The sequence below is a fragment of the Mycobacterium sp. NGS16 genome (assembly GCF_059813225.1).
The window spans coordinates 99,032-125,691 of the sequence record NZ_JCALEE010000003.1 but is presented as its reverse complement, the minus strand read 5'-3'; the positions used below and the strand labels follow the sequence as shown (position 1 = coordinate 125,691).

29 protein-coding genes are annotated in these 26,660 nt (G+C 70.5%); 16 read left to right on the top strand and 13 right to left on the bottom strand.

The annotated features are described in order from the left end of the window. Positions 1-7 precede the first annotated feature (7 nt). Positions 8-562 (bottom strand): TetR/AcrR family transcriptional regulator, encoded by a 555-nt coding sequence (locus tag AC5Y4Q_RS10295; RefSeq protein ID WP_064921684.1) that lies wholly within the window; start codon positions 560-562, stop codon positions 8-10. A 91-nt stretch (positions 563-653) separates the two neighbouring features. Here AC5Y4Q_RS10295 and AC5Y4Q_RS10290 point away from each other — a divergent pair, with 91 nt between their 5' ends. The 10 genes from AC5Y4Q_RS10290 to menE all read left to right on the top strand — a co-directional run bounded on the left by AC5Y4Q_RS10290 (position 654) and on the right by menE (position 8,570). Next, the gene (locus AC5Y4Q_RS10290; protein WP_064921683.1) at positions 654-1,592 is read left to right on the top strand and encodes an aldo/keto reductase; all 939 of its coding nucleotides are present in this window, start codon (positions 654-656) and stop codon (positions 1,590-1,592) included. Between the two features lie 27 nt (positions 1,593-1,619). Next, on the top strand, positions 1,620-2,522 hold the full coding sequence (locus AC5Y4Q_RS10285; RefSeq protein WP_064921682.1) for a 1,4-dihydroxy-2-naphthoyl-CoA synthase: 903 nt from the start codon (positions 1,620-1,622) through the stop codon (positions 2,520-2,522). 43 nt (positions 2,523-2,565) lie between these two features. Next, positions 2,566-3,450 (top strand): SDR family oxidoreductase, encoded by an 885-nt coding sequence (locus AC5Y4Q_RS10280; protein ID WP_125225414.1) that lies wholly within the window; start codon positions 2,566-2,568, stop codon positions 3,448-3,450. Next, on the top strand, positions 3,450-3,854 hold the full coding sequence (locus tag AC5Y4Q_RS10275) for a VOC family protein (protein ID WP_125225413.1): 405 nt from the start codon (positions 3,450-3,452) through the stop codon (positions 3,852-3,854). Before AC5Y4Q_RS10280 ends, AC5Y4Q_RS10275 begins: the two co-directional genes overlap by 1 nt. 106 nt (positions 3,855-3,960) lie before the next feature. After that, positions 3,961-5,244 carry an inorganic phosphate transporter gene (locus tag AC5Y4Q_RS10270; protein ID WP_499958862.1) on the top strand — a complete coding sequence of 428 codons (1,284 nt, stop codon included), beginning with the start codon at positions 3,961-3,963 and terminating at the stop codon, positions 5,242-5,244. Beyond that, positions 5,241-5,534: a hypothetical protein gene (locus AC5Y4Q_RS10265; protein ID WP_499958860.1), complete on the top strand. Its 294-nt coding sequence runs from the start codon at positions 5,241-5,243 to the stop codon at positions 5,532-5,534. Before AC5Y4Q_RS10270 ends, AC5Y4Q_RS10265 begins: the two co-directional genes overlap by 4 nt. 43 nt (positions 5,535-5,577) lie before the next feature. Then, on the top strand, positions 5,578-6,786 hold the full coding sequence (locus AC5Y4Q_RS10260; protein WP_125225411.1) for an inorganic phosphate transporter: 1,209 nt from the start codon (positions 5,578-5,580) through the stop codon (positions 6,784-6,786). After that, on the top strand, positions 6,783-7,082 hold the full coding sequence (locus AC5Y4Q_RS10255) for a hypothetical protein (RefSeq protein ID WP_125225410.1): 300 nt from the start codon (positions 6,783-6,785) through the stop codon (positions 7,080-7,082). The genes AC5Y4Q_RS10260 and AC5Y4Q_RS10255 overlap by 4 nt, the downstream gene beginning before the upstream one ends. Before the next feature lie 46 nt (positions 7,083-7,128). Continuing rightward, positions 7,129-7,431, top strand: coding sequence for a DUF3349 domain-containing protein (locus AC5Y4Q_RS10250; RefSeq protein WP_064921675.1), 303 nt, complete (start codon positions 7,129-7,131; stop codon positions 7,429-7,431). Positions 7,432-7,490: 59 nt separating this feature from the next. Then, positions 7,491-8,570: an o-succinylbenzoate--CoA ligase gene (menE, locus tag AC5Y4Q_RS10245; RefSeq protein WP_221740348.1), complete on the top strand. Its 1,080-nt coding sequence runs from the start codon at positions 7,491-7,493 to the stop codon at positions 8,568-8,570. Here menE and AC5Y4Q_RS10240 read toward each other — a convergent pair. Continuing rightward, on the bottom strand, positions 8,564-10,306 hold the full coding sequence (locus AC5Y4Q_RS10240; protein ID WP_499958858.1) for a DUF7159 family protein: 1,743 nt from the start codon (positions 10,304-10,306) through the stop codon (positions 8,564-8,566). The two genes, menE and AC5Y4Q_RS10240, sit on opposite strands and share 7 nt — an antisense overlap. 120 nt (positions 10,307-10,426) lie before the next feature. Here AC5Y4Q_RS10240 and AC5Y4Q_RS10235 point away from each other — a divergent pair, with 120 nt between their 5' ends. After that, positions 10,427-11,899: a DUF7937 domain-containing protein gene (locus AC5Y4Q_RS10235; RefSeq protein WP_125226017.1), complete on the top strand. Its 1,473-nt coding sequence runs from the start codon at positions 10,427-10,429 to the stop codon at positions 11,897-11,899. 87 nt (positions 11,900-11,986) lie between these two features. Continuing rightward, entirely contained in the window at positions 11,987-12,718 is a 732-nt protein-coding gene (locus AC5Y4Q_RS10230) for a cutinase family protein (RefSeq protein ID WP_125226018.1), read from the top strand. A gap of 1 nt (position 12,719) precedes the next feature. Here AC5Y4Q_RS10230 and AC5Y4Q_RS10225 read toward each other — a convergent pair whose 3' ends face one another. Further along, positions 12,720-13,514 carry an S-methyl-5'-thioadenosine phosphorylase gene (locus tag AC5Y4Q_RS10225; protein ID WP_125226019.1) on the bottom strand — a complete coding sequence of 265 codons (795 nt, stop codon included), beginning with the start codon at positions 13,512-13,514 and terminating at the stop codon, positions 12,720-12,722. A gap of 15 nt (positions 13,515-13,529) precedes the next feature. Between AC5Y4Q_RS10225 and AC5Y4Q_RS10220 the strand changes: the two genes are divergently transcribed. Next, entirely contained in the window at positions 13,530-14,408 is an 879-nt protein-coding gene (locus AC5Y4Q_RS10220; protein ID WP_125226020.1) for a 1,4-dihydroxy-2-naphthoate polyprenyltransferase, read from the top strand. A gap of 238 nt (positions 14,409-14,646) precedes the next feature. Here the strand turns inward: AC5Y4Q_RS10220 and AC5Y4Q_RS10215 are convergent, their stop codons facing one another. Next, positions 14,647-14,949 carry a DUF4229 domain-containing protein gene (locus tag AC5Y4Q_RS10215; RefSeq protein WP_082952544.1) on the bottom strand — a complete coding sequence of 101 codons (303 nt, stop codon included), beginning with the start codon at positions 14,947-14,949 and terminating at the stop codon, positions 14,647-14,649. A gap of 76 nt (positions 14,950-15,025) precedes the next feature. Here AC5Y4Q_RS10215 and AC5Y4Q_RS10210 point away from each other — a divergent pair, with 76 nt between their 5' ends. After that, complete coding sequence (locus AC5Y4Q_RS10210; RefSeq protein WP_109535612.1) at positions 15,026-15,175, top strand: hypothetical protein; 150 nt, start codon at positions 15,026-15,028, stop codon at positions 15,173-15,175. Between the two features lie 9 nt (positions 15,176-15,184). On the opposite strand, the gene AC5Y4Q_RS10205 is transcribed toward AC5Y4Q_RS10210, so the two are convergent. The 8 genes from AC5Y4Q_RS10205 to AC5Y4Q_RS10170 all read right to left on the bottom strand — a co-directional run bounded on the left by AC5Y4Q_RS10205 (position 15,185) and on the right by AC5Y4Q_RS10170 (position 23,904). Beyond that, a complete protein-coding gene (locus AC5Y4Q_RS10205) occupies positions 15,185-16,543 on the bottom strand; it encodes a nucleotide-binding protein (RefSeq protein ID WP_419179772.1) in 1,359 nt (452 codons plus the stop codon). A 78-nt stretch (positions 16,544-16,621) separates the two neighbouring features. Beyond that, on the bottom strand, positions 16,622-17,599 hold the full coding sequence (ccsB, locus tag AC5Y4Q_RS10200; RefSeq protein WP_064920974.1) for a c-type cytochrome biogenesis protein CcsB: 978 nt from the start codon (positions 17,597-17,599) through the stop codon (positions 16,622-16,624). Between the two features lie 53 nt (positions 17,600-17,652). Then, complete coding sequence (locus AC5Y4Q_RS10195; RefSeq protein ID WP_235664015.1) at positions 17,653-19,152, bottom strand: cytochrome c biogenesis protein ResB; 1,500 nt, start codon at positions 19,150-19,152, stop codon at positions 17,653-17,655. A gap of 143 nt (positions 19,153-19,295) precedes the next feature. Then, on the bottom strand, positions 19,296-20,075 hold the full coding sequence (locus AC5Y4Q_RS10190) for a cytochrome c biogenesis CcdA family protein (protein ID WP_064920973.1): 780 nt from the start codon (positions 20,073-20,075) through the stop codon (positions 19,296-19,298). Next, positions 20,072-20,662: a TlpA disulfide reductase family protein gene (locus AC5Y4Q_RS10185; protein ID WP_064920972.1), complete on the bottom strand. Its 591-nt coding sequence runs from the start codon at positions 20,660-20,662 to the stop codon at positions 20,072-20,074. The genes AC5Y4Q_RS10190 and AC5Y4Q_RS10185 overlap by 4 nt, the downstream gene beginning before the upstream one ends. Before the next feature lie 2 nt (positions 20,663-20,664). Continuing rightward, positions 20,665-21,267 carry a histidine phosphatase family protein gene (locus tag AC5Y4Q_RS10180; protein WP_064920971.1) on the bottom strand — a complete coding sequence of 201 codons (603 nt, stop codon included), beginning with the start codon at positions 21,265-21,267 and terminating at the stop codon, positions 20,665-20,667. Continuing rightward, positions 21,267-22,598 carry a glutamate-1-semialdehyde 2,1-aminomutase gene (gene hemL / locus AC5Y4Q_RS10175; protein ID WP_064920970.1) on the bottom strand — a complete coding sequence of 444 codons (1,332 nt, stop codon included), beginning with the start codon at positions 22,596-22,598 and terminating at the stop codon, positions 21,267-21,269. The genes AC5Y4Q_RS10180 and hemL overlap by 1 nt, the downstream gene beginning before the upstream one ends. Positions 22,599-22,629: 31 nt before the next feature. Next, positions 22,630-23,904: a flavin monoamine oxidase family protein gene (locus AC5Y4Q_RS10170; RefSeq protein ID WP_185746748.1), complete on the bottom strand. Its 1,275-nt coding sequence runs from the start codon at positions 23,902-23,904 to the stop codon at positions 22,630-22,632. Between the two features lie 82 nt (positions 23,905-23,986). Here AC5Y4Q_RS10170 and AC5Y4Q_RS10165 point away from each other — a divergent pair, with 82 nt between their 5' ends. Next, on the top strand, positions 23,987-24,565 hold the full coding sequence (locus AC5Y4Q_RS10165) for a TetR/AcrR family transcriptional regulator (RefSeq protein ID WP_185746749.1): 579 nt from the start codon (positions 23,987-23,989) through the stop codon (positions 24,563-24,565). Positions 24,566-24,613: 48 nt separating this feature from the next. Next, on the top strand, positions 24,614-24,997 hold the full coding sequence (locus AC5Y4Q_RS10160) for a nitroreductase family deazaflavin-dependent oxidoreductase (RefSeq protein ID WP_064920979.1): 384 nt from the start codon (positions 24,614-24,616) through the stop codon (positions 24,995-24,997). On the opposite strand, the gene AC5Y4Q_RS10155 is transcribed toward AC5Y4Q_RS10160, so the two are convergent. Next, positions 24,998-26,539: a PGRS repeat-containing protein gene (locus AC5Y4Q_RS10155; RefSeq protein ID WP_165604280.1), complete on the bottom strand. Its 1,542-nt coding sequence runs from the start codon at positions 26,537-26,539 to the stop codon at positions 24,998-25,000. Positions 26,540-26,660 lie beyond the last annotated feature (121 nt).

Sequence of the window (26,660 nt, the reverse complement as noted above, 5' to 3'; positions counted from 1 at the left end):
ACCTGACTCAAGCGGTGGCGGCAACTCCGGCGACCAGCAAGTCCAGCAGGCGGCCGGTCTGCTCGGGTGAAGCGCTGGTCAAGAAGATGCCCACCAGACTGGAGACCACATCGTCGGCCTGCACGTCGGCGCGCAGGCTGCCGTCGGCGGCGCCGGCGCGCAACAGGAGATCGACTGCGCCGGTGATGCTTTCGCGGGTCTCGTTGGTCGTCACGGCACCGGATTCGACCATGGCGCGCAACGATTCCGCCATGCCGCGCTTGGCCGCCACGAAGCCGGCGTAGCGATCCATCCAGCGTCGCAGCGCAACCTTCGGCGGGTGGCGGGTGAGCAACTGTTCGGCCACCGCTGCGACGTCGCCCAACTCGGCGCGGTAGACGGCCTCGACGAGCGCCTCGCGGTTGGGAAAGTGGCGGTAGAGGGTGCCGATCCCCACCCCGGCCTCGCGGGCGATCGCTTCCAGCGGCACCGGGCTCCCGTCCGAGCCGCCGAACGCCGCGGCGGCGGCCGCCAACAGCCGCTCCCGGTTGCGGCGCGCATCGGCACGACATTTCCCAACCAAAGCGGAGGAACCTCCGTTTCTGCTACGCTGCCGAAGCGGAGGACCCTCCGCATATCGTCCAGTGTCTCACTTCCCGCCAATAGGAGCCACCATGACAGACCAGCCCCAACCCGGCCGCATCGGCACGCAGCACGTGGCCCGCATCGGCTACGGCGCCATGCAGCTCGACGAGAGGATCTCCACCGACGACGCCGTGGCGGTGCTGCGGCGCGCCCTGGAACTCGGCGTCAACCACATCGACACCGCCTCTTTCTACGCCGGCGGCGAGGTCAATCACCGGATCCGAAAAGCCTTGGCGCCCTATCGCGACGACCTCGTCATCGTTAGCAAGGTCGGCGCCGCCTACACCGGCGTCGGCCCCGTTCCGCTGACCGCCGCGCAGAAGCCGGCCGAGCTGCGCGCCGCCGTCGAAAACGACCTGCGCCAACTGGGTTTGGACACCGTGCCGGTGGTCAACCTGCGGCGCTACGATCTCGGCCCCGCCCCCATCCCGGAGGGCGACCAGAACGTCGGCCTGGACGATCAGCTGGCCGAGATGATCGCGCTGCGCGACGAGGGCAAGATCGCCGCGATCGGCATCAGCAGCGTGGGCCTGGACGTGGTGCAGCGGGCCCTGCCGGCCGGGATCGTCTGCGTGCAGAACGCCTACAGCCTGCTCGACCGCACCCAGGAGGAGACGCTCGACTTCTGCGCCGACGAAGGCATCGCCTGGGTGCCCTACTTCCCGCTGGGCTCGGCGTTCCCCGGCCTCCCGAAAGTCACCGACAATGCCGTCGTCCGTGAGATCGCCGGCGAGCTCGGCGCCACACCGGCCCAGATCGGGCTGGCCTGGCTGCTGACCACCTCGGCGAACACTTTGCTGATTCCCGGTACCGGATCCATCCCGCACCTGGAGGAGAACATGGCCGTGGCCGACATCGTCTTGAGCGACGACGCCATCGCCCGCTTGGATGCGATCACCGCACCGGGACAGGGACCGGACTACGCGGCGAGCCTGCACGACACGTTCCGGGAAGCTCCAGCGACCTAACGGCGACGCCCCGGTACGGTCGCAGGCGTGAGCAGCAACCCGTTCGATGAGAGCATCTGGCGGCCGGTGGACGGCTTCGCCGACCTGACCGACATCACCTACCACCGCCACGTCACCGACGCCACGGTGCGGGTGGCGTTCAACCGCCCCGAGGTGCGCAACGCATTTCGCCCGCACACCGTCGATGAGCTGTATCAGGCGCTCGATCATGCCCGGATGTCCCCGGACGTCGGCGTGGTGCTGCTGACCGGCAACGGGCCCTCACCCAAGGACGGCGGCTGGGCGTTCTGCTCCGGCGGGGACCAGCGCATCCGCGGGCGCAGCGGTTACCAGTACGCGAGCGGCGAGACCGCCGACACGGTGGACGCCGCTCGGGCCGGGCGGCTGCACATCCTGGAGGTGCAGCGGCTGATCCGATTCATGCCCAAACCGGTGATCGCCCTGGTCAACGGCTGGGCGGCCGGCGGCGGGCACAGCCTGCACGTGGTGTGCGACCTGACCCTGGCCAGCCGCGAGCACGCCAAGTTCAAGCAGACCGACGCCGACGTCGGCAGCTTCGACGGCGGCTACGGCTCGGCGTATCTGGCCCGGCAGGTGGGCCAGAAGTTCGCCCGCGAGGTCTTCTTTTTGGGCCGGCCCTACACCGCGGAACAGATGCATCAGATGGGTGCGGTCAACGAGGTCGTCGACCACGCCGAGCTGGAGGCCACCGGCGTGCAGTGGGCCAAGGAGATCAACGGCAAATCCCCTCAGGCGCAACGCATGTTGAAGTTCGCCTTCAACCTGCTCGACGACGGGCTGGTGGGCCAGCAGCTGTTCGCCGGCGAGGCTACCCGGCTGGCCTACATGACCGATGAGGCCGTCGAGGGCCGTGATGCGTTCCTGCAGAAGCGCGACCCGGATTGGAGCGCCTTCCCGCGCTACTTCTGAGCGGGCGCTTCGCCCCGCACAGACCCGCATAGAGTGGCTATTTATGAGCAAGAGCCCGTTACGCCGCCTGACCGATCAGCTCACGCTCGCGACCATGCGCCCCCCGGTCGCCGCGCAACTGATGCACCGGCCCGGTGCCAAGCCGATCGACCTGACCGGCAAGCGGGTGCTGGTGACCGGCGCGTCGTCGGGCATCGGGGAGGCCGGCGCCGAACGCTTCGGGAAAGCGGGGGCCACGGTGATCGCGGTGGCCCGGCGCCAGGAGAACCTCGAGGCGCTCGTCGAGCGGATCACCGACGCCGGCGGCACCGCCCACGCCATCGCCTGCGACCTGTCGGACCTGGACGCCGTCGACGCGCTGGTCAAGGACGTCGACGAGCGGTTCGGCGGGGTGGACATCCTGGTCAACAACGCCGGCCGGTCCATCCGTCGGCCGCTGGCCGAATCCCTGGACCGCTGGCACGACGTGGAGCGGACCATGCAGCTCAACTACTACTCGCCGCTGCGGCTGATCCGCGGGTTCGCCCCGGGGATGCGCCAGCGCGGCGACGGCCACATCATCAACGTCGCCACTTGGGGCGTGTTCACCGACTCGTCCCCCCTATTCAGCGTGTACAACGCCTCCAAGTCGGCGCTGAGTGCGGTGAGCCGGGTCATCGACAGCGAGTGGGCCCGCGACGGCGTGCAGTCCACCACGCTGTACTACCCGCTGGTGGCCACCCCGATGATCGCGCCGACCGAGGCGTTCCAAGGCAAGCCGGCGCTCACCGCCGACGAGGCCGGCGAGTGGATGATCGACGCGGCTCGCTACCGCCCGATCCGCATCGCGCCGCGGCTGGCGCTGGCGTTCCGCGCCTTGGACAACCTCAACGCGGGCTGGGCCACCGCCCTGGTCAAGCGGAACCGGATCGAGCCCGTCGAGAACTGATGGAGATCCTGGCCAGCCGGGTGCTGCTCCGGCCTACCGATTACCAGCGTTCGCTGCGGTTCTACCGCGACGAGCTGGGGCTGGCGATCGCCCGCGACTACGGCGCCGGCATGGTGTTCTACGCCGGCCAGTCGCTGATCGAGCTGGCCGGCCACGGCAACCCGGAGCGTCCGCAAGCGCCGTTTCCGGGGGCGCTGTGGCTGCAGGTGCGCGACGTCGCCGCCACCCAGTGCGAACTGGAGAGCCGCGGCGTTCCGATCGCCCGGGCCGCCCGGCGGGAACCGTGGGGGCTGCATGAGATGCATGTCACCGATCCGGACGGCACCACCCTGATTTTCGTGGAGGTTCCGCCCGAGCACCCGCTGCGCCGGGACACCCGCCAGGACAAACGCGCCGAAGGTTAACGGCAGGCGAACAGTTCGGAACGTCTCGAAGTACAGCGGCGTTTCGCGCCCATGATCGTTAGACAACAGCATCGCCGCCCGCCAGAATTGGCGCTGTGATGCTCTCGTGAGCCTTGATCTGTTCCTTTTGATCATCGTGGTGGTCACGGCGCTCGCCTTCGACTTCACCAACGGCTTCCATGACACCGGCAACGCGATGGCAACGTCGATCGCCAGCGGTGCGCTCAAGCCCAAGGCGGCAGTCACGCTGTCGGCGTGCCTGAACCTGCTCGGCGCGTTCCTGTCGACCGCGGTGGCGGCGACGATCGCCAAGGGTCTGGTGGACGCCCACCTGGTGAGCCTGGAGCTGGTCTTCGCCGGCCTGGTCGGCGGCATCGTCTGGAACCTGCTGACCTGGCTGCTCGGTATCCCGTCCAGCTCCTCGCACGCCCTGATCGGCGGCATCGTGGGGGCGATGATCGCCGCCGTCGGCGGGCACGGGGTGATCTGGAGCGGTGTGGTCTCCAAGGTGCTGGTTCCGGCGGTGGTGGCCACCGTGATCGCCACGCTGATCGCCTCGGTCGGCACCTGGCTGGTCTACCGGCTGACCCGCGGGGTCGACGAAAGGCATTCCGAGAAGATGTTCCGGCGCGGCCAGATCGGCTCGGCCGCGCTGGTTTCGCTGGCGCACGGTACCAACGACGCGCAGAAGACCATGGGCGTGATCTTCCTCGCGCTGATGTCCTACGGCGCGGTGAGCAAGTCCGAGACCCTGCCGCCGCTGTGGGTGATCGTCAGCTGCGCGCTCGCGATGGCGGCCGGCACCTACACCGGCGGCTGGCGCATCATCCGCACCCTGGGCAAGGGCCTGGTCGAGATCAAACCCCCGCAGGGCATGGCCGCCGAATCGGCCGCCGCCGCGGTCATCCTGCTGTCCAGCCACTTCGGCTATTCGCTGTCGACCACGCAGGTCGCCACCGGGTCGGTGCTGGGCAGCGGTGTCGGCAAGCCGGGCGCACAGGTCCGCTGGGGCGTCGCCGGCCGGATGGTCTCGGCCTGGCTGGTGACGCTGCCGATGGCCGGCGCGGTCGGCTCCGGCGCCTACGGGCTGGTGCACGGGATCGGCGGCTACCCCGGGATCATCGTCGGCGTGGCGCTGCTGATCACCGCCACCTTGGCCATCTGGCTGCGCTCCCGCCGGGCGCGCATCGACCACAACAACGTCAACGCCGAATGGGACGGCACCCTGACCGGCGGCCTGGCCAATTTGGACGGTCACGTCCCGGCACCGGCGCAGAGCCCGCTGGTGGAGCAGGCCCTGCGGACAGCGTTCGACGCCGACCCGGAAGTGCCGCAGCTGACCGTCGTCACCGGCGACGACCCCTCCGCCCGCGAAGTCGTCCGGTCATGAGCGAGTGGTTCAACTACGCCGCAACCCTCAGAATCCTGGTATTCGGGCTACTGGTCGGCGGGGCGCTGCCGGCGCTGTTCGCGGTCGGGGTGCGGGTCAGTGCGATCGGCAGCAGCGTCTCCGCCACCGCTGATGGCACCGTGAGCGCGAAGCGGTCGGCGCTGCTCGCGCTCAGCTGGGCGATCTTCCTGGTAGTGCTGGCCGTGGTGGTCATCGGGGTGTTGTTCATCGCTCGCGACTTCCTGGGCCATCACTTCGGCTGGTACCTACTCGGGGCGAAAGCGAAGTAACCCGGTTCGACAAGGCGGGCGGGCAGCTGCAAAAATTCGCCCGGTGACCTTGGAGCTGTTCTTGTTGATCACGGTCGTGATCACCGCCCTGGCTTTCGACTTCACCAACGGCTTCCACGACACCGGCAACGCCGTCGCCACCGGGATCGCCAGCGGCGCCCTCAAGCCGAAGACCGCCGTGACGCTTTGCGCCACCCTGAATCTGATCGGTGCGTTCCTGTCGACGCAGGTCGCGGCGACCATCGCCAAAGATCTGGTGGTCACCCATCTGGTGACGCTGGAGATCATGTTCGGTGGTCTGGTCGGCGGCATCGTCTGGAACCTGCTGACCTGGCTGTTCGGCATCCCGTCCAGCTCGTCGCACGCGCTGATCGGCGGGGTGGTCGGCGCGATGCTCGCCGCGGCCGGCGGGTCCGGCGTGCGCTGGGACGGCGTGGTGTCGAAAGTGCTGGTCCCCACCGTGGTGGCCGTGCTGGCCGCCACCCTGGTCGCCACCGTCGGGACCTGGCTGGTCTACCGGCTGATTCGCAACGTCTCCCCCCGGCGCACCCGGCGGGAGTTCCGCCGCGGCCAGGTCTTCTCGGCCGCCCTGATGTCGCTGGCGCACGGCACCAACGACGCCCAGAAGACGATGGGCGTCATCTTTTTGGCGCTGATCTCCTATGGCGCCGCCCGCAAGACCGACGTGATGCCGCCGTTGTGGGTGATCGTGAGCTGTGCGCTGGCGATGGCGGCCGGCACCTACTTCGGTGGCTGGCGGGTGATTCGAACCCTGAGCAAGGGGCTCGTGGAGATCGAATCCCCGCAGGGCATGGCCGCCGAATCGTCATCGGCGGCCATTATTTTGCTCTCCAGTCACTTCGGCTACTCGCTGTCGACCACCCAGGTGGTGACCGGCTCGGTGCTGGGCTCGGGGCTGGGCAAACCCGGCGGCGAAGTGCGCTGGACGGTGGCCCGCCGGATGGCGACGGCGTGGCTGGTCACCCTTCCGATGGCCGGCGCCATCGGGGCGCTCACCTACCGGGTGATCCACACCATCGGCGGCTACCCGGGCACCATCGTCGGGCTGGTCCTGCTGGTGGGCGTGTCGGCGCTGATCTGGCAGCAGTCCCGCAAAGTCCCGGTCGATCACACCAACGTCACCGCCGACTGGGGCAACCACATGACCGACGGTCTGGATGTCGTTGCGCCGCAACCGCACCCAGCGGCCGGCTCGTCAGGTGATGTCGGCGCGGAGGAGATCGGCGCATGAACACGCTCAGCACCTGGTTCAACTATGTGGCCACCGCCAAGATCCTGATCTTCGGTCTGCTGATCGGCACCGCGCTGCCCGCACTCTTCGCAATCGGGGTACGCCTGGGCGCCGCCGCGGACGGCCCCACCGGGCACCAGCGGGCACTGAACGTGCTGCGGTGGGCGGTCTTCACGCTGTTGTCGGTGGCGGTGCTGGCCGGGGTGTTGTTCATCGCGCGTGACTTCATCGAGCACCGCATCGGCTGGCAGTGGGACGACTGGGGCGGCTGGGACGACGTCTTCGGCCTCGAATAGACGTAATATCGATCCCGACATAAGCCTCGGCGCGGGGAAGTTGAGTATGAACAAATTTCTCACCTCGATCGTGGCCTGGCTGCGCGCCGGATATCCCGACGGCGTCCCGCAGACCGACTACGTGCCGCTGCTGGCGCTGCTGTCCCGGCGGCTGACCAACGACGAGGTCAAAGCGGTCGCCGGGGAACTGATCGGTCGCGGTGAATTCGACCGCATCGACATCGGGGTGCTCATCGCGCGCCTGACCAACGAACTGCCCGCCCCGGAGGACGTCGAGCGGGTGCGGGAGCGGTTGGCCGCCAAGGGCTGGCTGCTGGACGACGCCCCCACCAGCGGAGGGACCCCATAGCCGGCCTGCGTGCGCTGGTCGTGCCACCCGACGGTGCGGTGTCCACGCTGTTACCCGCCGTGGCGGCCGTCCTGGACGGCCACGACGCCGCATTGACCCCGGTTGCTCCCGACGCTGATCCGTCGGTCCTGACCGCGCTGCGGGTGGGAGAGCCGGTCGAGAACGACGTCGCGCTGGTGGTGACGACGTCGGGAACCACCGGGGTGCCCAAGGGGGCGCTGCTGACCGCCGCGGCGCTGCAGGCCAGCGCGGCCGCCACCCAGGATCGGCTGGGTGGCCCGGGCCGCTGGCTGCTGGCGTTGCCGCCGCACCACATCGCCGGAATCCAGGTGGTGGTGCGCAGCCTGATGGCCGGCACCACCCCGGTGCAGCTCGACGTGGCAGCGGGTTTCGACGTTTGCCGGCTGCCGGCGGCGGTCGCCGAACTCGGGTCCGGGCGGCGCTACACCTCCCTGGTGGCCACTCAGCTCGCCAAAGCGCTGACGGCTCCGGCCGCAACGGCGGCGCTGGCCGAACTGGACGCGGTGCTGCTGGGCGGCGGGCCGGCGCCGCAACCGATCCTGGACGCTGCGGCTGGTGCGGGGGTGCGAGTGGTGCGCACCTACGGCATGAGCGAGACCGCCGGGGGCTGCGTCTACGATGGCGTGCCACTGTCGGGGGTTCGGGTACGGATCGGTGCCGATGGGCGGATCGCGATCGGAGGGCCGACGCTGGCCCGGGGTTACCGCAATCGCGTCGACCCCGACCCGTTCGCCGAACCAGGGTGGTTTCACACCAACGACGTTGGCGCCCTGGATGATTCGGGACGCTTGAGCGTGCTGGGGCGCGCCGACGACGCGATCAGCACCGGCGGGCTGACCGTGCTACCCGGCCCGGTGGAAGCCGTATTGGCAACCCATCCGGCGGTCGGCGACTGCGCGGTGTTTCCGGTCGCCGACGATCGGCTGGGGCAGCGGGTCGCGGCCGCGGTGGTGGTGGCGGGTGCTAAGCCGCCGACCCTGGAGGCGTTGCGCGCCCACGTCGCAGAATCGCTGGACGCCACGGCAGCGCCCCGTGAGTTGCACATCGTGGATGCGCTGCCGCGCTTGGGGATCGGGAAGCTGGACCGAAAAGCGTTGGCGCGTCGGTTCGGTCAGTGACCGCCCGAGCCGCCGCTGGATCCGCCGCCCGAGTCACCGCTGGAGCCGCTGCTGGATCCGCCGCTCGAGCCACCGCTGGAGCCGCCACCGGGGTCCGACGAGCTGGAGCCGCCGCCGCTGGAGCTCCCGCCCAGCCCACCGCCGGAACCGCTGCTGTCCGAACCTCCGGAGCTGCTGCCGGATCCACTGCCGCCGGTACCTCCCGACTCCGTACCCGACCCACTACTGCCGGATCCGCCACTCCCCGAGCTACTCGAATCGCCACCGGAGCCACCACTGCCAGATCCACTGCCCTCGGACCCGCCCGCGTCACTGCCCGACCCCGTGCTGCCCGAGCCGCCGGATGTGCCACCGGAACCGCCGGGATGACCACTGGCCCCGCTGTCGTCGGAACCGCCCGAGCCGCTGCCGCTACCTGACCCGCCGGGGCTGGTGCCGGAACCGCCCGCACTGCCCTCATCCCCACCGGTACCGCTACCGCCGGAATGGCTTCCGCCGGAATCGTTGCTGCCCGAACCGTTCCCGCCCGAGTCGGTTCCATCAGAACCGGTGCCACCCGAACCGCTCCCGCCCGAGTCGGTTCCACCAGAACCGGTACCACCCGAACCACTACCACCAGAGCCGGCATCGCCACCGGCCCCGGATTCACCGCCGGGATGGCTGCTACCGGTGTGTCCGCCACCGGCGCCGACGTCTCCCCCGCCGCTACCCGAGCCGCCCCGCCCACCGCCGCCGCCGCCAATGGGTCCGGTGATGATCGGAATCGGAATCGGGAACGGGATCACCGCCGGCGCTGACGGCACGGCAGGCGGCACAACCGGGGCCACCACCGGAGGAGGGGCGACCGCAGCCGGTGGTTCCGGAAGCACCGGGGCCACAGCGGGTTTGGGCAACGGTGCCTGCGGCGGGGGCGCGGATACCGGCTTAGGGGCGGGCAATGCGGGCAGGAAGTTGCCCGGCACCGGCTGCGGCTGCAGCGGTTGCGCGACCACCGGAGGCTCCACCTGGGTAGCCGCGGCTGTCGGGCGGATGCCCACCGTCACCGCCACGGCCAACGCGGCGCAGCCGGCGACCAGGATGCCGCCGACCGTGCTGCCCACCAGGAGTGCGCGGCCCACCGGCGGCGGCAACGCCTCGACCTCGCCGGTGGCGGCCTCGGCTTGGTCGTCGTCGTAGTCGTAGTCATCGTCGGCGTACTCCACCGGCAGCAACTCGGAGTCGTCGTCGGTCAGCGAGTACGCCAGCTGTTGCTCGGGCTCAGCACCGCCGACCCCCGGCGTCACCGCGGTGGCTGTCGCGTCCGCGGTCTCAGTATCGGGCAACGCGGCCGCCGCCATCGTCGACTCAGCGGCCGTCACCGCGGGTGCGGCCATCGTCGCCGCCGGCGACAGCATGGCCGTTTCACCGTCCTCACCCGAAACATCGCGCGCCAAGGCCACCGCCGAGCGCGCATGAGACTGCTCGGAGACGTTCTCGACGCCCGCGTCGGCGAGCGCCCGACGAAGTTCGGCCAGCAATTCCGGATCCGGCCAGCACAGCCGGGTGGCGGCCAGCCGATGGCCTTCGTCGGCGAGCATCCGGTGCGTCCCGGTCACCGTCTCGGCCAGCGTTCCGACCGGATCCTGCGTCAGGTCAAGCATCGACTCGTCGAGCACGGCATCGCCGTAGGCATCCGATTCGACCAGCGCCAGGCGGGCCAGCGCGCCGGTAACCGAGACGCCCAGCGCGACATCCATCTGCGCGCCTCCTTCCGCCGCCGGCTCCGATTCGCCAGTTTAGCCGCGCGAACCAATATCCCGGCGGCGCGAACGTCGCTGATCAGCGGCGCACCCTCGCCCCGCGGTTATGGTGAGCAGGTGATCGCGGAGTCGACCAGGCGCTGGAACATCGGCCGGGACGTGACCGCCGCGATACTGCTGTGCGCTGCCCCGGCGTTGCCCTGGAGCCTGTATTTCGGGGCCGCAATTCCCGGCAGCGACACCAGGTTGCTGGCGGTGCTGGCCGCGGTAACGGTGCTCGCACTGGGGTCAGTCGTCGTGACCTATGTCGGCCCCTGGGCGATGCTGGGCCGGCATGCCAACCCCGCGCTCGCCGGGCGGCTGCGCCGGTTGCTCAGCGCGCCGTACCTCTTGCTGGTGCTGGCCGTAGCGGTCGCCGACGTCGTGCAAACCATCCGCTTCGGCGGCAGCTCCCGTCCGCCGGGCGGTGTGGGACCGGGGGCCTGGCTAGGGGCCACCGGTGCCTTACTCGCCGGGCAGCCAGTGCTCGCCGGACCGGTCCGGTTCTGGCAGCGCGGGGCCCGGGTCCTTGGCTACGCCGCGATCGTCGGCGCTGCCTTGAGCGTGTTGTTCAATCTGTATTGGCGGGTGCGCTACGCCCTGCCCGATGCGCACTCGGCCGGCGACTTCGGTACGCAGCATGTCGCGATCATCGTGACCGCGCTGGTGTACGGGCTGGTGGCCTGGGTCGCCGTGTTCACCGCGTCGCGCTGGATTCTGCGGCGCGACAAAGCCTCCCAGCTCGGTGTGGTCTTGCTCGGCGGCGCCACCCTGCTGGCCGGGGTACTGGTGTGGGCGCTGCCGGTGGGCCGGGTCATCGACGGATTTCACGGTATCGCGCAGAACACCTCCACCGCCGGCGTCGGATTCGAGGGCTACCTCGTGTGGGTGGCCGCGGCGGCGATCTTCGCGGTGGCTGCGGTGCGCGACGTATCGGCCACGACCTGGCTGGGCGCCACGCGTAATACGTTGCTGCTCATCATCGTCTGGTGCCTGGGTTCGGTATTGATGCGGATCACCGACCTCGCGGTAGCCGCCGGTCTGGATCTACCGCGTTCGCCGTATGACAGTGCGGCGATGGCGTCCTTCGACGTGGTGACCGCGGTGGTCGCGATCTGGCTGCGGATCAATCTGGGCAATCGGACGCTTCCGGCGGCCGCCCTGTGGTCGGTGGCTGCGGTCTTGTTCGGGTTCACGATCGCACGCCTGGTGGTGGGCATCGGGCTGGCACCGCGGCTGGCGGAGGCACAGCGAGCCGAGGCGCTGGCGAACCCCGTCTATGGCAACGGGCTCGCGCAGCAGATCACCAGCACCTTCGACGTGGTGCTGTGCGGGCTGGCGCTGTGCGCCCTGGTGGTCGCGATCATCGCCGGCCGGCTGGCCCTGTCCGATGGCGACCGGCCCAAGCCCGGTGACGCCGGCGCACCGCGCATCTTCCGGTCGGAGAACTCGACGGCACCCTCCCCGGCCGGCGCGCCGAAGATCTACCGGGGCGCCGGCGACTCGGCCGGCGACGCCCCGCTGATGCACGGCCACTCGCACCGCAATTGACGGCTCGCAGCGTTTATCGGACGAGGACGCCGGGTAGCCGACACTGCGCTTTAGCTGGCTCGGCTGGACGATACGCATGAGGTCACGATGAACATCCAACTCGTTGCAACGACGGCACGCCCCGTCACCCGGCACCTGGTCGCCGCGATGGTGATATGCGGTAGCGCACTGCTGGCCCCGGGCGTCGCGGAGGTCTCGGCACAACCCTGCCCGGACGTGGAGGTGGTGTTCGCGCGGGGCACCGGCGAGCCACCCGGCGTCGGCGGCATCGGCCAAGCCTTCGTCGATGCGCTGCACGCCAAGGTGGGTGCGCGCACCTATGAGGTGTATCCGGTCAACTATGCCGCCAGCAGCGACTTCAGTGGCGGCGTCGACTTCGCCCGCACCGTCGTCGACGGAATCCGCGACGCCGCCACCCACATCGAGAACACCGCCGCGAACTGCCCCAACACCCGGATGGTGCTCGGCGGCTTCTCGCAGGGCGCGGCGCTGGCCGGCTACACCACCTCGGCCGAGATTCCCAAAGAGGTACCCGCCGAGTATCTCGCGTTCATCCCGCGGCCGATGCCGGCGTCGGTGGCCAACCACGTCGCCGCCGTCGTCCTGTTCGGCACGCCTTCGGCGGAGTTCTTGCAGCCCAACGGCGCACCGCCGGTCCGGATCGGGCCGCTGTACGCGTCCAAGACGCTGCAGCTGTGCGCCGACGGTGACACCATCTGCAATGGCGCCCCGGCCGGCGGGCCGCCCTTCGCGCACGCGTCCTACGGCGTCAACGGGATGACCGAGCAGGGTGCCGATTACGCGGCCGCCCACCTCTGAGCTACGGCAGCTCGAACGGCAGCTGAATGCCCTCGTGCGGCAGACAGTGGGTGCAGGTGCGCTCTTCGTCGACGCGTTCAATGCCCTGCCGCACCAGTTTTTTGAACGGCTCGATGTTCTTCTGGAATTCGGCGAAGACGTCGACGGCCTTCACGCCGCTGCCGACGTCGACACCGGCGTCGAGGTCGGTGACCAATGCGATTGCGGCGTAGCACATTTCCAGCTCGCGAGCCAGCACCGCTTCGGGGTAGCCGGTCATGTTGATCAGGCGGAAACCCGCCGCGGCGAACCATTGGCTTTCGGCGCGGGTGGAGAACCGCGGGCCCTGGATAACCACCATGGTGCCGCCGTCGACGACGTCGGGCAGGCCGGTCACCGCGGTCCGCAGCACCGGGCAGTACGGATCGGCGAATTCGACGTGCACACCGCCGTCGTCGAAGTAGGTGTCGGCGCGGCCCCGGGTGCGGTCCACCAGCTGATCGGGCACCACCACCGACCCGGGTGGCAGCTCGGGTGTCAGACTGCCGACCGCACAGGGCGCCAGGATCCGTCGCACCCCCAGTGTCCGCAACGCCCACATGTTTGCCCGGTACGGCACCGTGTGCGCCGAATATTCGTGCCGTTCGCCGTGGCGGGGCAGGAATGCGACCTCGTGACCGCCGACGGCACCGACGGTGATGTCCGCGCTGGGCTTACCGTAGGGGGTTTCGCACGCCACCCGGCGCGCGTCGGCACCGAAGAACGAATAGAAGCCACTACCGCCGATCACGCCCAGCAAGGTGTGCTCCTCCCGCATGCAAGGATCGTGCCCATGTCGCAAAAGGCCAGCTTTGCACAGTGGATCGAAGGCGCCCGGCCCCGCACCCTGCCCAACGCGATCGCCCCGGTGATCGCCGGAACCGGCGCGGCCGCCTGGCTGGGCGCCGCGGTGTGGTGGAAGGCGCTGCTGGCGCTCGCCGTCGCGGTCGCGCTGATCATCGGGGTGAACTTCGCCAACGACTACTCCGACGGCATCCGCGGCACCGACGACGACCGGACTGGCCCGCTGCGGCTGGTGGGCTCGCGGCTGGCCACCCCGCGAGCGGTGCTGACCGCGGCGATCACCGCGCTGTCGGTGGGGGCGCTGGCTGGTCTAGCGCTGGCGCTGCTGTCCGCCCCGTGGCTGCTGGCCGTGGGTGCGGCCTGCATTGCCGGGGCGTGGCTGTACACCGGCGGGTCGCGGCCGTACGGCTACACCGGCCTGGGCGAGGTGGCCGTGTTCGTGTTCTTCGGTCTGGTTGCCGTGCTGGGCACCCAGTACACCCAGGCGCTGCGGGTGGACTGGGTCGGGGCGGCGCTGGCCGTCGGTGTGGGCTCGCTGTCGTCGGCGGTGCTGGTGGCCAACAACCTGCGCGACATCGCCACCGACAAGCCGGCCGGCAAGATCACTCTGGCGGTGCGGCTGGGCGACGCCCGCACCCGGGTGTTGTTTCAGCTGCTGCTGGCGCTGGCCGGGGTGCTGACGCTGGCGCTGATGCGGGCCACCCCCTGGTGCGCGGCCGGGCTGATCGCCGCGCCGCTGGCGGTGCGGGCCGCGGCCCCGGTGCGCGCCGGCAAGGGGGGCGCCGCGTTGATTCCGGTGCTGCGTGATACCGGGCTGGCGATGCTGCTGTGGGCGATCGTGGAGGCGGTGGCGTTGGGGCTGGCGTGACAAGCCGGTCCCACGAGTCCCAGGAGCCCCAGCTCAGGGGCATGCGGATCTTTCTGAATCGGATATCGCAGGTGCTATCAACACCGAGGTCACCACTCGGTGATAGCGCAGGCGCAATCGTTTGAGAAACATCTCACCCCCGCGCCCACGGTACGCAAGTGACTGGCGTGACGCGTGGGGAGCGCCATCGGCGGCTCAGGCCGGGCGGGCTCAGGGCGCGTGGCTCAGGCCGGGTGGCTCAGTCGGATTCCCCGCGCAGCCGGGCTTCCAACTGCTCGCGGTCGCGCCGGCGCCGCTCGCCGGCCAACGCCATGCTCGCGGTGGCACGCCGGCGCAGCGGAGCGAACACCCACATGCCCAGCGGCAACGCGATGATCAGCGCCAGCAGCACCGCCACGATCGGCGGGAAGTCGCTGAGCCCGATCAGCCGCCCGACCCCGTAGATCGCCGCGCTCAGCACGATCAGCAGCCCCAGCCGCGCCGCGGCGTACACGGCCACATCGACTATCGCACGGCCCGATGGGGCACCACCTGCTGTCACGTCCACCAAGCCTACTGTCGGGTCCCAGAGGGTACGGCGGCACTAACGGTATATTCGGCGCCAGGAGGTGTCGCGAGTGCTCTACCTGCTCCTCGTCCTAGCCTTGGGGACACTGCTCTACATCGGTCTGCGCGCCAGCCGGGCGCGGCCGAAGACGCGCGTCATCGGGCCAGACGACGACCCGGACTTCCTGTGGCAGCTCAGCCACGGCGACAACCAGCCGTAGCGGCTCGATCTAGACGAAGTGCTGGTTGAACCGGTCGTCGCCCGGGAACGCTTCGGCGACGATGGCGGCCAGCTCCACCAGCGCCTCGCGGGTGTCCCGCTTGAGGCGCAGCAGATCGATCTCGGCGCCCTCCTCCAGGTGCGGGTCGAACGGCACCAGGCGCACCGCGCGGCAGCGCCGGGAGAAGTGGTCGACCACCTTTTGCATGTCCACCTTGCCGCCCCGCGGCCGCACCGCGTTGATGACCGCGATCGAGTTGCGGACCAGCTCCTCGTGGCCGTGCGCATCCAGCCAGTCCAGCGTCGCCGAGGCGCTGCGGGCGCCGTCGACCGACCCGGAGCTCACCACGATCATGGTGTCGGCCTTGGCCAGCACCGCTGACATGGCCGAGTGCATCAGGCCGGTGCCGCAGTCGGTCAAGACCAGGCTGTAGAACCGCTCCAGCACCTGCAGGGTGCGGGCGTAGTCCTCGGCGCTGAACGCCTCGGACACCGCCGGGTCGCTCTCGGAGGCCAGCACCTCCAGCCGGCTCGGGCCCTGGTTGGTGTAGCTGCGGACGTCGCTGTAGCGCTGAATGCCGTCAGCGTCGCGCAGCAGGTGACGCACCGTCGCCGGGGTCTCCATCGGCACCTTCTGGCTCAGCGTGCCCCGGTCCGGGTTGGCGTCCACGGCCACCACCCGGTCACCGCGGATGGAGGCGAACGTGGCCCCCAGCGTCGCGGTGATGGTGGTCTTGCCCACGCCGCCCTTCAGCGACAGCACCGCGATCCGGTGACAGCCCTGCAGCGGCCGGTTGACCTGCACCACCAGGTCGTTGTAGCGCGCGGTGCGCGGGCTCTCCCCGACGTTGATCAGCTGGCCGGACAGCACATAGAGCAGTCGGCGCCAGCCGGACGTCGGCGGCGGTTTGACCTGCCGCAACAGCGACGTGGTGGACAGGTCCGAGAACGGCGCGATGGGCTCCGCGGGCCGATACGGGGCGTTCCCGCCGCTGGGGGCGCCGCCGTAGTAGACCGGGGCCGGGTTCTCCATCGGCTGCGGGACCCAGGTCGCCGGGCCGGGGTTCCACTGCTGTTGCTGGGCCTGGGTCTCCCCGGGTGACGGCCACGGGTCGAGCGGTTCGGAGAACCGGCGCTCGGTGCGGAAGCCCCCGAAAGACCTGGTCGCCGAAGTTTCGGTGCCTTCCCCGGCGTCGGCCTGCCGGTTGAACGACCCGGTGTCGGGGTTGACGGCAGGGGTGCCGGCGGGCGTGTCGTCAGCTCCGGCGACCTGCTGGTACGGCCGGAACTGGGTGGTCGGATGATCCGTCATGTCGTGGCCCTGGGTGGCATCACCCGGTGCATGGTCAGACACTGATATCTCCCCCATCACGGTGGTTGGGTCGAGTCGGTGGACGTCTGTAAGCGCAGGGTAGCGCAGGCGACCTAAGCGTATCTGTCAGCAGCGTTAGCCGACCCCGGCATAGGAGTGCAGTCCGACGGTCACCAGATTGACGAAGAACAGGTTGAAGATCATGGCCACGAAGCCGGCCACGTTGATCCAGGCCGCCTTGTAGTCGCGCCACCCGGCCGTCGACCTGGCATGCAGGTAGGCGGCATAGATGATCCAGGCGACGAACGACACCGTCTCCTTGGGGTCCCAACCCCAGTAGCGGCCCCAGGCACCTTCGGCCCAGATTGCGCCGAAGATCACTCCGAAGCCGAACACCGGAAACGCGAAAATCGTCGTCCGATACGCGATGCGGTCCAGGGTTTGCGCGTCCGGCAGCCGGCGCACCATCCGGGCCAGCGCGCCGGGCGCCTCGGGGTCACTCAACCGCGACGACCGCACCAGGAACAGAATGCTGGCCACGCCGGCCACCAGGAACACCCCCGAGCCGATGCTGACCACCGACACGTGGATCGGTAGCCAGTAGGACTGCAGCGCCGGCATCACCGGTGCGGCGGTGGCGTAGAGCCAGCGCCCGGAGACCGTCAACAGGATCAGCACCGGCAGCAGCACGAACACCCACAGGCTGCGGTGTTGCGGACGGCGCAACGCGACCGCGGCGGCCACCAGCCCGGAGAAGCAGGTCAGGTTGATGAACTCGTACATGTTGCCCCACGGCGGGCGCAAGGTGGCGGCGCCGCGGAACACGATGCAGGCCAGCAGCAGGGCGATGCCCAGGTAGACCAGCGCCAGCCCGGCGCGACCCACCCGCTCACCGAGCGGCCGCCGCGCCGCCGGCGCCACCACCCCGGGGGTGGTGCTGTCGGCGCGCACCGCCCCGGCGGCCACCAGCTCGGCCTCGGCGGGCCTGCGGGCACGGCTGTAGGCCAGTTCGACGGCCAGCAGCAGCAGCGCGATGACGAGCACGATCAGCGCCGAGGTGAACGCCCAGTCGGAATAGCGGGCCAGCCCGACGTCGATGTGACTTGTGTTCATGGCCGCTGCTCCTCCTCGTCGCTGCGCTCCGCATCGTCGACAGCGGGGTTCATCTAGCTCTCCTTGCCGAACAACCGCGCGCTCAATCGCTCGAACTCGTCACCCCAGCCGGCGTTGTCGGTGCGCGCCAGCCCGCCCAGCTCGACGTTCACCGTACCGGCGGCGGGCGTGATCCGGATCCAGACCCGGCGGCGGCGCACCACCAGGGAGACCACCAGGCCGGCCATCATCGTCATTGCGAACACCAGCACCCAGACCTGGGCCGGATCATGCGACAGCTGGATGTTGATGAACGGCACGGCGCCGTCGAAGCGCACCCGGGTGCCGTCGTCGAGGCGGATCTCCTCACCGGGCTTGAGGTTGGACCGGGCCACCTTGGTCAGGCGGCCTTGGTGGATCAGCCGGGAATCCAGCGTGAACAGCCCCTGCGGGCGGCCGGTGTCCAGGCCGGTGTCGCCGCGGTAGACGTCGACCGCCACCGCGGGGTCGTGTAGCGCCGGGAACCGCGACGACAGCAGCCCGCGGTCGAACTCCGCGGTCGGCGCGAACAGCCCCTGGATCCCGATCTGGTGCTTGCGGCGTTCGGTGGCGTCGGGATAGGTCCCAGCCGGGGGGTCGATCCGTACCGCCCCCGACGACAGCAGGGTCAGCGGGTCGTCCGGGCGGAACTGGACGGTCTGGGTGCGGGTTTGGCCGTCCGGGAAGATCACCGTGAAGCTGGGGGCGTAGCCGTGCCCCTGCAGGTAGGCCCGGACGCCGCCCACCCGCAGCGGATGGTTGACCTCCAGCAGATAGGGGCGCCACCGGTTGGCGCGCAGGTCCTCGCCGGCCTGGTAGTCGATGTGCGCCGTGAACGAGGTGGCCAGCCCGGAGACCAGGTAGTTGGCGTCGAAGTCGTTGACCCGGATGCACATCGGGTGCAGCCGGGTGCCGTCGACGGTGGTGCCGGCGCGGAAGGAGTCGAAGGCGGCCGGAGATGCCGAGCAGAACCCCGGGCCGCCGTCGGCGATGACCATGACGTTGCCCTCGTAGCCGAACAGCCGGCCGACCGCGACCGAGGCCAGCAGGCCCAGCAGCGCGAAATGGAAGACCAGATTGCCGAATTCGCGCAGATACCCCTTCTCCGCGGAGATTTCGACGGTGCCGGCGGCATTCTCCGGGAAGCGGGTGATCCGCCGCCAACCGCGCAGCCGCCCGGACATTTCGGCGGCGAGTTTCTCGGGATCGCCGGTCAGCTGCGTCTCGGCGTGTTTGGGCAGCCGGGCCAGGTTGCGCGGCGCGGCGACCGGGCGGGCGCGCAGGTTGCGCAGGTGTTCGAGGGTCCGCGGGGTCAGGCAGCCGATCAACGACACGCACAGCAGCACGTAGATGGCGGTGAACCAGAAGCTGGAGAAAACGTCGAACGCCTCCAGCCGGTTCAGCCACGGTCCGAGCACCGGGTGAAGCGCCAGGTACTCCTCGACCTTGGCGGCGTTGAGGTTACGTTGCGGCAGCAGTGCCCCGGGGATCGCGGCCAGCGCGAGCAGGAACAGCAGCACCAGCGCGGTGCCCATGGACGTCAGCGCCCGCCAGGTGTTGCGGCCCCTGGCGGTAACCCCGCCGAGCAGACGTGAAAGCCCCTTAAAACCACCTGTTTTGGGGGCTTTCGCGTCTGCTCGCGGTGGAGGGGTGGGGTGCGGCGGGGTGGTGGTGCTCATCAGATCGGCAGCCTCACGTCAGAGACCAGCCCGTCGCGCACCGCGGCCACGAAGTGCCCCCAGCCGCCGGTCACCAAAGCCAACCCGACCGCGATCAGCAGCACCCCGCCGGCGATCTGAATGGCCCGGGTGTGGCGGCGCAGCCAGCCCAGGCCGGCCACCGCGCTGGCCGACCCGAACGCCAGCGCCACGAACGGAATGCCCAAGCCCAGGCAGTAGGCGATCACCAGCACCACCCCGCGGGCCACGCCGGCGCCGTCGGTGGCCGAGGCGACGGCGATGACCCCGGTCAGCGTCGGCCCCAGGCACGGCGTCCAGCCCAGGGCGAACACCGCGCCCAAAAGCGGCGCGCCCAGCACCGTCGACAGCTGCTGCGGAGTGAAGCGAAGTGAGCGCTGCAGCGCCGGGACGAAGCCGATGAACACCAGGCCCATCAGGATCGTCACCGCGCCGCCGATCCGCTCCAACATCAGCTGATTGCGGATCAAGGTGGTGGTCATGCCCAGCACGGCGACCGAGCCGAGCAGAAACACCGCGGTGAACCCGGCGACGAACAGCGCCGCCGACCCCGCGACACGCCACCGGGCCGACCGGGGCGGCTGCAGCGCATCAGCCGGAGGTTTTTCGTCGACGCCGACCACCGCCGCCAGGTACGACAGGTAGCCCGGCACCAGCGGCACGACGCACGGCGAGGCGAACGACACGAGACCGGCCAGCGCCGACACCGCGACGGCCAGCAGCAGCGGGCCGGTGGCGGCGGTGGCGGTGAGGCCGTTCACTGCGGCGCCTCGGCAGCCAGCCGCTGTATCACCGGCTGCAGGTCTTCGGCGAGCACCTCGCGCAGAAACACCGCGGCCACCCGGTGCTGCCGGTCGAGCACCATGGTCGCCGGGATGACCGATGAGGGATAACGGCCGCCGAAGGCGATCATGGTGCGCATCGCCGGGTCGTAGATCGACGGGTAGGTCACCTGCCGGTCCTTGATGAAATCGCGGGACGCCTGCGGCTCGGGGTCACGGACGTCGATGCCCAGAAAGGCCACCCCGTCGGCGCGGGTGGCGTCGTAAACCTGTTGCAGCTGGCTGATTTCGGTGCGGCACGGTCCGCACCACTGCCCCCAGACGTTGATCACGACGACGCGGCCACCGAAGTCGTCGACGCCGATGGTGCGCTGCGGGTCCATCAGGTCGGGTCCGGAGATCGGGCCGGGCTTACCGCGGGCCTCCGGCGGGTCATAGAAGATGTCGGTCTTGCCGCCGGGCGAGACGAACTCGAAGGTGCCGCCGTGGGTCACCGCGTCGTCGCCGACCGAGCAGCCCGAGATCAGGGCGGCCACCACCACCCCGGCGATCAGCACCGCCCGCATCGTCAGCCGCCGGACGGGACACGGTAGTCGACGTCGACCAGCCGATCACCGTCATAGATCAGCGTGGTCACCGAACCCACGTCGCACTGCCGCCGGCGTGGGTCGTGCCAGAGCCTGTTGCCGGTCAGGTACTGCCGCACCGTCCACACCGGCAGCTGGTGGCTGACGCACACCACCTCATGGCCGGCGGCGCGGGACCGGGCCTTGTCCACCGCGGTGGCCATCCGGGCGGCGATCTCGGCATAGGGCTCGCCCCAGGTCGGGGTGAGCGGGTTGCGCAGATGCCACCAGTACCGCGGGTTGCGCCAGGCGCCGTCGCCCGGCGAAACCCGTTTTCCCTCAAAGATATTGGTTGATTCGATCAGGTTCTCGTCGGTGTCCACCGGCAGGCCGTGGCGGGCGGCGACCGGCGCGGCCGTCTCCTGGGCCCGCTGCAGCGGCGAGGCGATCACGGCGACGATGTCGGCATCGGCCAGCATGTCGGCGGCGGCGACGGCCTGGGCGCGGCCGGTCTCGGAGAGCCGGAAGCCCGGGATGCGGCCGTAGAGAATGCGGTCCGGATTGTGGACCTCGCCGTGGCGGATCAGGTGGACGCGGGTCTGCATCAGGGTTTCGGCTCTCCGGTGGTGGCGGCGGCACGGGCGGCGGCGGGCAGCGCTGCGGCGATCCGCTCGAAGGCCTCGTCGGACAGCGCAGAAGAGACGAACCAGGCTTCGAAGGCGCTGCACGGCGGATAGACGCCGGCATCGAGCAGCGCGTGGAAGAACGCCGGGAAACGCCACGTCTCGCTCGCCTTAGCGGCGGCGAAGTCGGTGACCGGTTCCTCGGTGAAGAAGACACTGAACATGTTGCCGGCCCGCGGAATCTGGTGCGCCACACCGGCGTCGGTCAGGGCTTCGGACAGCATCGCGGTCAGCCGGTCGGCGCCTGCGTCCAGTGCTGCGTAGACGTCGGCGTCGGCGGCGCGCAGCGTGGCCAGCCCGGCGGCGACGGCCACCGGGTTCCCCGACAGCGTGCCGGCCTGATACACCGGTCCGAGTGGCGCCAGCCGGTCCATCACCTCGGCCCGGCCGCCGAAGGCCGCGGCCGGCAGCCCACCACTGATCACCTTGCCGAAGGTGAACAGGTCGGCGTCGACCGGATCGAGCCCGTACCACCCGCTGGCGCTCACCCGGAAGCCGGTCATCACCTCGTCGATGATCAACAGCGCCCCGTGCTGCGCGGTGATGACCCGCAGCGCGGCATTGAAGCCGGGCGCCGGGGGCACTACGCCCATGTTGCCGGGGCTGGCCTCGGTGATGACGGCCGCGATCTGGTCGCCGAATTCGGTAAACGCCGCGCGCACCGCAGCGATGTCGTTGTAGGGCAACACGATCGTGTCGGCGGCGGTGGCACCGGTGACACCGGGCGACGCCGGCAGTGCCAGGGTGGCCACCCCGGAGCCGGCGTCGGCGAGCAACGCGTCGACGTGGCCGTGGTAGCAGCCGGAGAACTTGACGACCTTGGCCCGGCCGGTGAACCCGCGGGCCAGCCGCAGCGCGCTCATGGTGGCCTCGGTGCCGGAATTGACCAGCCGGACCTTTTCCACGGCGGGCACCCGGGCGATGATCTCGGCTGCCAGCTCGGTCTCGGTGGCCGTCGGCGCCCCGAACGACAGCCCGGCACCGGCAGCAGCGCGGACCGCGTCGACCACCGCCGGATAGGCGTGGCCGAGGATCATCGGCCCCCAGGAGCAGACCAGGTCCACATACCGGTTGTGATCGGCGTCGGTGAGCCAGCAGCCCTGGGCTTCGGTGATGAACCGGGGCGTACCTCCCACCGAGGCGAACGCGCGGGCCGGCGAGTTGACCCCGCCGGGAATCACGGCGCAGGCGTCATCGAAGAGCTTCGCCGAGGCGCGCACGAGGGCCCCGGTCCGCCGGTCGGTGCTGGGCATAGCCTTCAGTGTCCCAGCTGGTCCCCGGCGGTCAACTACGGGGTGTAGTGGAAAGACGCGAGTCCTTCAGGGCCGCCAGCGTGCGGCGCGCCGCGCGTTCGCCGCTGCGCACTGCGCCCTCCATATTGTCGGGCCAACTGCTGCGCTCGGCGCCCGCGAACTCCAGCAGCCCGTGCGGCTGGGCCAGCAACGGGCCCAGGGCACAGACCTGGCCGGGGGCGAACACGGCGTCGCAGCCGCCGATGTGCCGCTCATCGGCCCAGCGCATCACCGTCGGGGATCGCAACTGGTCGGGCCGCACGTCGAAGGCGCTCGCCAGGTCCGCGACCAGCGCGTCGTCGTGCGCATCGGCACCGGCGGGCGGGACGAACCCGCTCACCCGGTCACCGCGTCGCCACCCGCCCCACAGGGTCCCACCGCCGAGCACCGTGTTGTGCCGCACCGAATGGCCTTGCGGGAGCAGGGCGATCACCTTTGTGCCCGGGCCGATGTGAAGATCGGGTAGTCGCTGCAGATCGCCGGGCAGGGGCGGGTCGAAGGAGATCGTCGGCAACTGGGTCACCGGCACCGCCACGATTACCCGGCCGGCCCGCACCGACAGCTCCGTTGCGTGGATCGCTGCGGTGGCACCGTCCTGGCTGATCCGCTCGATCGGCGTATTCAACACAACGGCCAGCGGCTCGGCGAGCCGACGCGCGACCTGCTGGGCGCCCTGGCGGATCCGCCACTGAAAGGTCGCGTTCATGCTGCGGACCGGGCCACCGGCGATCCGGAGCAGCCACAGCAGGTGCAGCAACGACATGGAGTCCAACGCCTGGCAGGCCAACGAGCCGATGAGCCGCTCGAGCAGGTAGCGGGCCTCGGCATCGAGGCCGAGGTCATCGAGCCATCCGGCGACGGACCGGTTGTCGAGTTCGGCGGCCCGGCGCGCCGTCCACGGCGCTTCGGGGTCGATCCCGCGCGACTGCCAGGCCGCGCGCCCGATCGCGCGGGCCAGCCCGGGCCAGGTCCGCGGTGGCGGCAGCCGGCCGGTGGTCGACCGATCCGGAAGGCGCCAGCGAACCGGCCGGCCGAGGTTCGCCGCGGGCTCGACGTCGAGGCCCAGGTCTCGCACCAGGCGGTGCATCCGCCGGTGCGCCCGTCCGATCCATTCGCCGCCGAAGTCGACCATCTGGCCGTCGAGTTCACGGGAGCAGGCCCGTCCGCCGACCTCGTCGCGCGCTTCGACGACGACGACGCTTCTGCCGGCGCGCTGCACCGCTCGAGCCGCCGTCAGGCCGGCCAGCCCGGCTCCGACAACAGCCACGTCGACGGGGGGTACAGTGGCCTCCAACCCCATGAGACAAACGTATCAGACATTTGTCTCAGTAAATAGGGAGCCGCCGCCCGTGACCCGCAGGACCGGAAATCGAGAGCGCCTGCTCGATGCCGCGATGCGCTGCATCGAGGAACGCGGCTACGCGCGCACCACAGCCCGCGACCTCGTCGCCGCCTCGAACACCAACCTCGGCGCTATCACCTACCACTTCGACTCCAAAGAGGCGCTGCTCAACGAGGCACTGGCCGAGTGCTCCCGGCGCTGGCTGCAGCAGGTACGGCAAGCCCCGGCCGGCACCGCCGCCGGCGACCCGTGGGAAAGTGCCATCGGGGCCGCCCGGGGCGCCCTGCAGAGCGGACGGGGCATCGCCGTCGCCTACGTGGAGGCCTGGTCCCAGGCCGAACGATCCCCCGAGTTGCGCCGCCAGCTCGCGGAGCACTACCGCGAATTCCGCAGCGGCGCAGCCGCGCTGCTGCACACATTGGCGGCCCCACCGGATGGGCCCGACGCCGAGGCGCTGGCGGCCGTCCTCGTGGCTGTCGTCGACGGCCTGATGATCCAGTGGTTGCTCGACCCCGACGCCGTTCCCGACACCCGACGGCTCGCCACGGCACTTCGCCGATTGACCGGAGCCACCACGGCGGAGTAGTCGGATAAGGGGTTGAGGTGGCCGCGCCCCCGGAGTTGGATGGCCCTCATGCAACTACCGCAACGTCTGGCCCGCTTTAACCGGCACGTCACGAACCCGATCCAGCGGATGTGGGCCGGCTGGGCGCCGTCCTTCGGCATCCTCGAGCATGTCGGCCGCCGCTCCGGCAAGCCCTTCCGGACGCCATTGACCGTTTTCAGCACCGATGACGGCGTGGCGATCCTGCTCACCTACGGCCCGGACCGGGATTGGCTGAAGAACATCACCGCCGCCGGCGGCGCCAAGCTGCGCCGGCACGGCAAGACCTTCGCCGTCACCAATCCACGGGTGGTGAGCAGGGACGAGGCGGCGGCGCACGTCACCGGGTTCGGTCGCCGCGCGTTTGCGCGGCTGCCCTTCGAGCAGGCGGTGCTGCTGGACCGCGCCGGCTGACTACCCGGTTGGCGTGCCGGGGCTGCCGGGCTGCCCCGGCGCTCCGGTCGGGTTTCCGGCCCCACCGGCACCGGCGGCGCCCGCCTTTCCGGCCTCGACGCCGTTGCCGCCGTCACCGCCGTCACCGCCGTGGCCACCCGGGCCGACCGATCCCCCGGCCGCCGCCGCACCGCCGGCACCGCCCGTGCCACCGGCGCCACCGGCAACCGCGGCCGCACCGTCGCCGGCGTCGCCCCCGTTGCCTCCCGCGCCCCCGGCACCGCCGTCGGGATGGCCGGCCGTGCCGGCGCCGCCGGCGCCACCCGTGCCGCCCTTGCCACCGCCGCCGCTCTCCCCGGCGGTCGGGTGGCCGAGTTGCCCCTGACCGCCAGCGCCGCCATCGCCGCCGTTGCCCGCGGTACCGGCCCACGACCCGGCCGCACCGCCGTTTCCGCCGGCACCGCCCACCCGGCCATGGCTGGGGACACCGCCGTAGCCGCCCGAGCCGCCGGCACCGCCGTGGCCGCCGTTACCGCCGTTGCCGTCGGAGCCGGCCAGCGCGTCGCCGCCGTTGCCGCCCGGCGCGCTGAATCCCCCGGGCCCGGCATTGCCCATGAACACCAGGTCGCCGGCGTTACCGGCCGCCCCGCCGTCGCCGCCGTTACCACCGCTGGGGTGGTCGGCGGTGCCGGCACCGCCATTGCCGCCGTAACCGCCGGAGCCGCCCGGGCCGCCGAAGCCGGCCACCGCGTTGCCGCCGTCGCCGGCGTTGCCGCCGTTGCCCCCATTACCGCCGCCATTGCCCCAGCCGCCGTCACCGCCGTCGCCGCCGCGACCGCCGGCGCCGAACAGTGAGATGGCCTCCCCGCCGAGCCCGCCGTCACCGCCGTTACCCGCAGTGCCCGAGATGCTGTCCAGGCCGTCGCCGCCCCAGCCGCCTTCCCCACCGTTGCCCAGCAGCCAGCCACCGGTTCCGCCGTCGCCGCCGTCGGCGCCGGCCCCGCCGTCGCCGCCCCAGCCGCCGTTGCCGATCATGAAGGCGTTACCGCCGTGGCCGCCGACCACGCCCGCGGCGATGTTCTCGTCGCTGCCGGCGCCGTAGCCGTTGCCGCCGTCACCGAACAGCCAGCCGCCGTCGCCGCCGTCCGGGTGATCCACGGTGCCATCGACACCGTTGCAGATCAGGCCGCACGCGCCGTCAAAAGCGAAGAGCGGGTTGATGATCGGGTCGATCAGAGCACCAGGGCCCATCATCCACAGATTGCCCAAGTCGTGGATGGTGGCGTAGAGCTGGTTCTGGATCAGCCCAGCGAAGACGACCTCGGCCACCGACGCCCAGGTGTAGATGTCGGTGCCGACTTGGTCGAGAGTGTCCACCGCCGGCGCCGGATCGGCCGCAGCGAAGGCGTCCATCAACGGGTCGAGGGAGAACAGCTCATCGACGTCCGCGCGCGCCGGCGCGGCGGTCAGTGGGCTCAGCCCGAGCGCGAGGAACGTCCCTACCGACGTCGCCGCGCCGACGGCACGAAAGGGGTTCGGGTTCACAGCGCGACGAGCAGGCATCCACCGAACTTATCCAGCCGGATGGGTATTCCACAACTACGGATATTTGACCGAAGGTCGTTGGGCATGTGCGGGTCCACAGTTCGATACTCGCCGCACCTACCAGTGGCGGTCAGCTGCT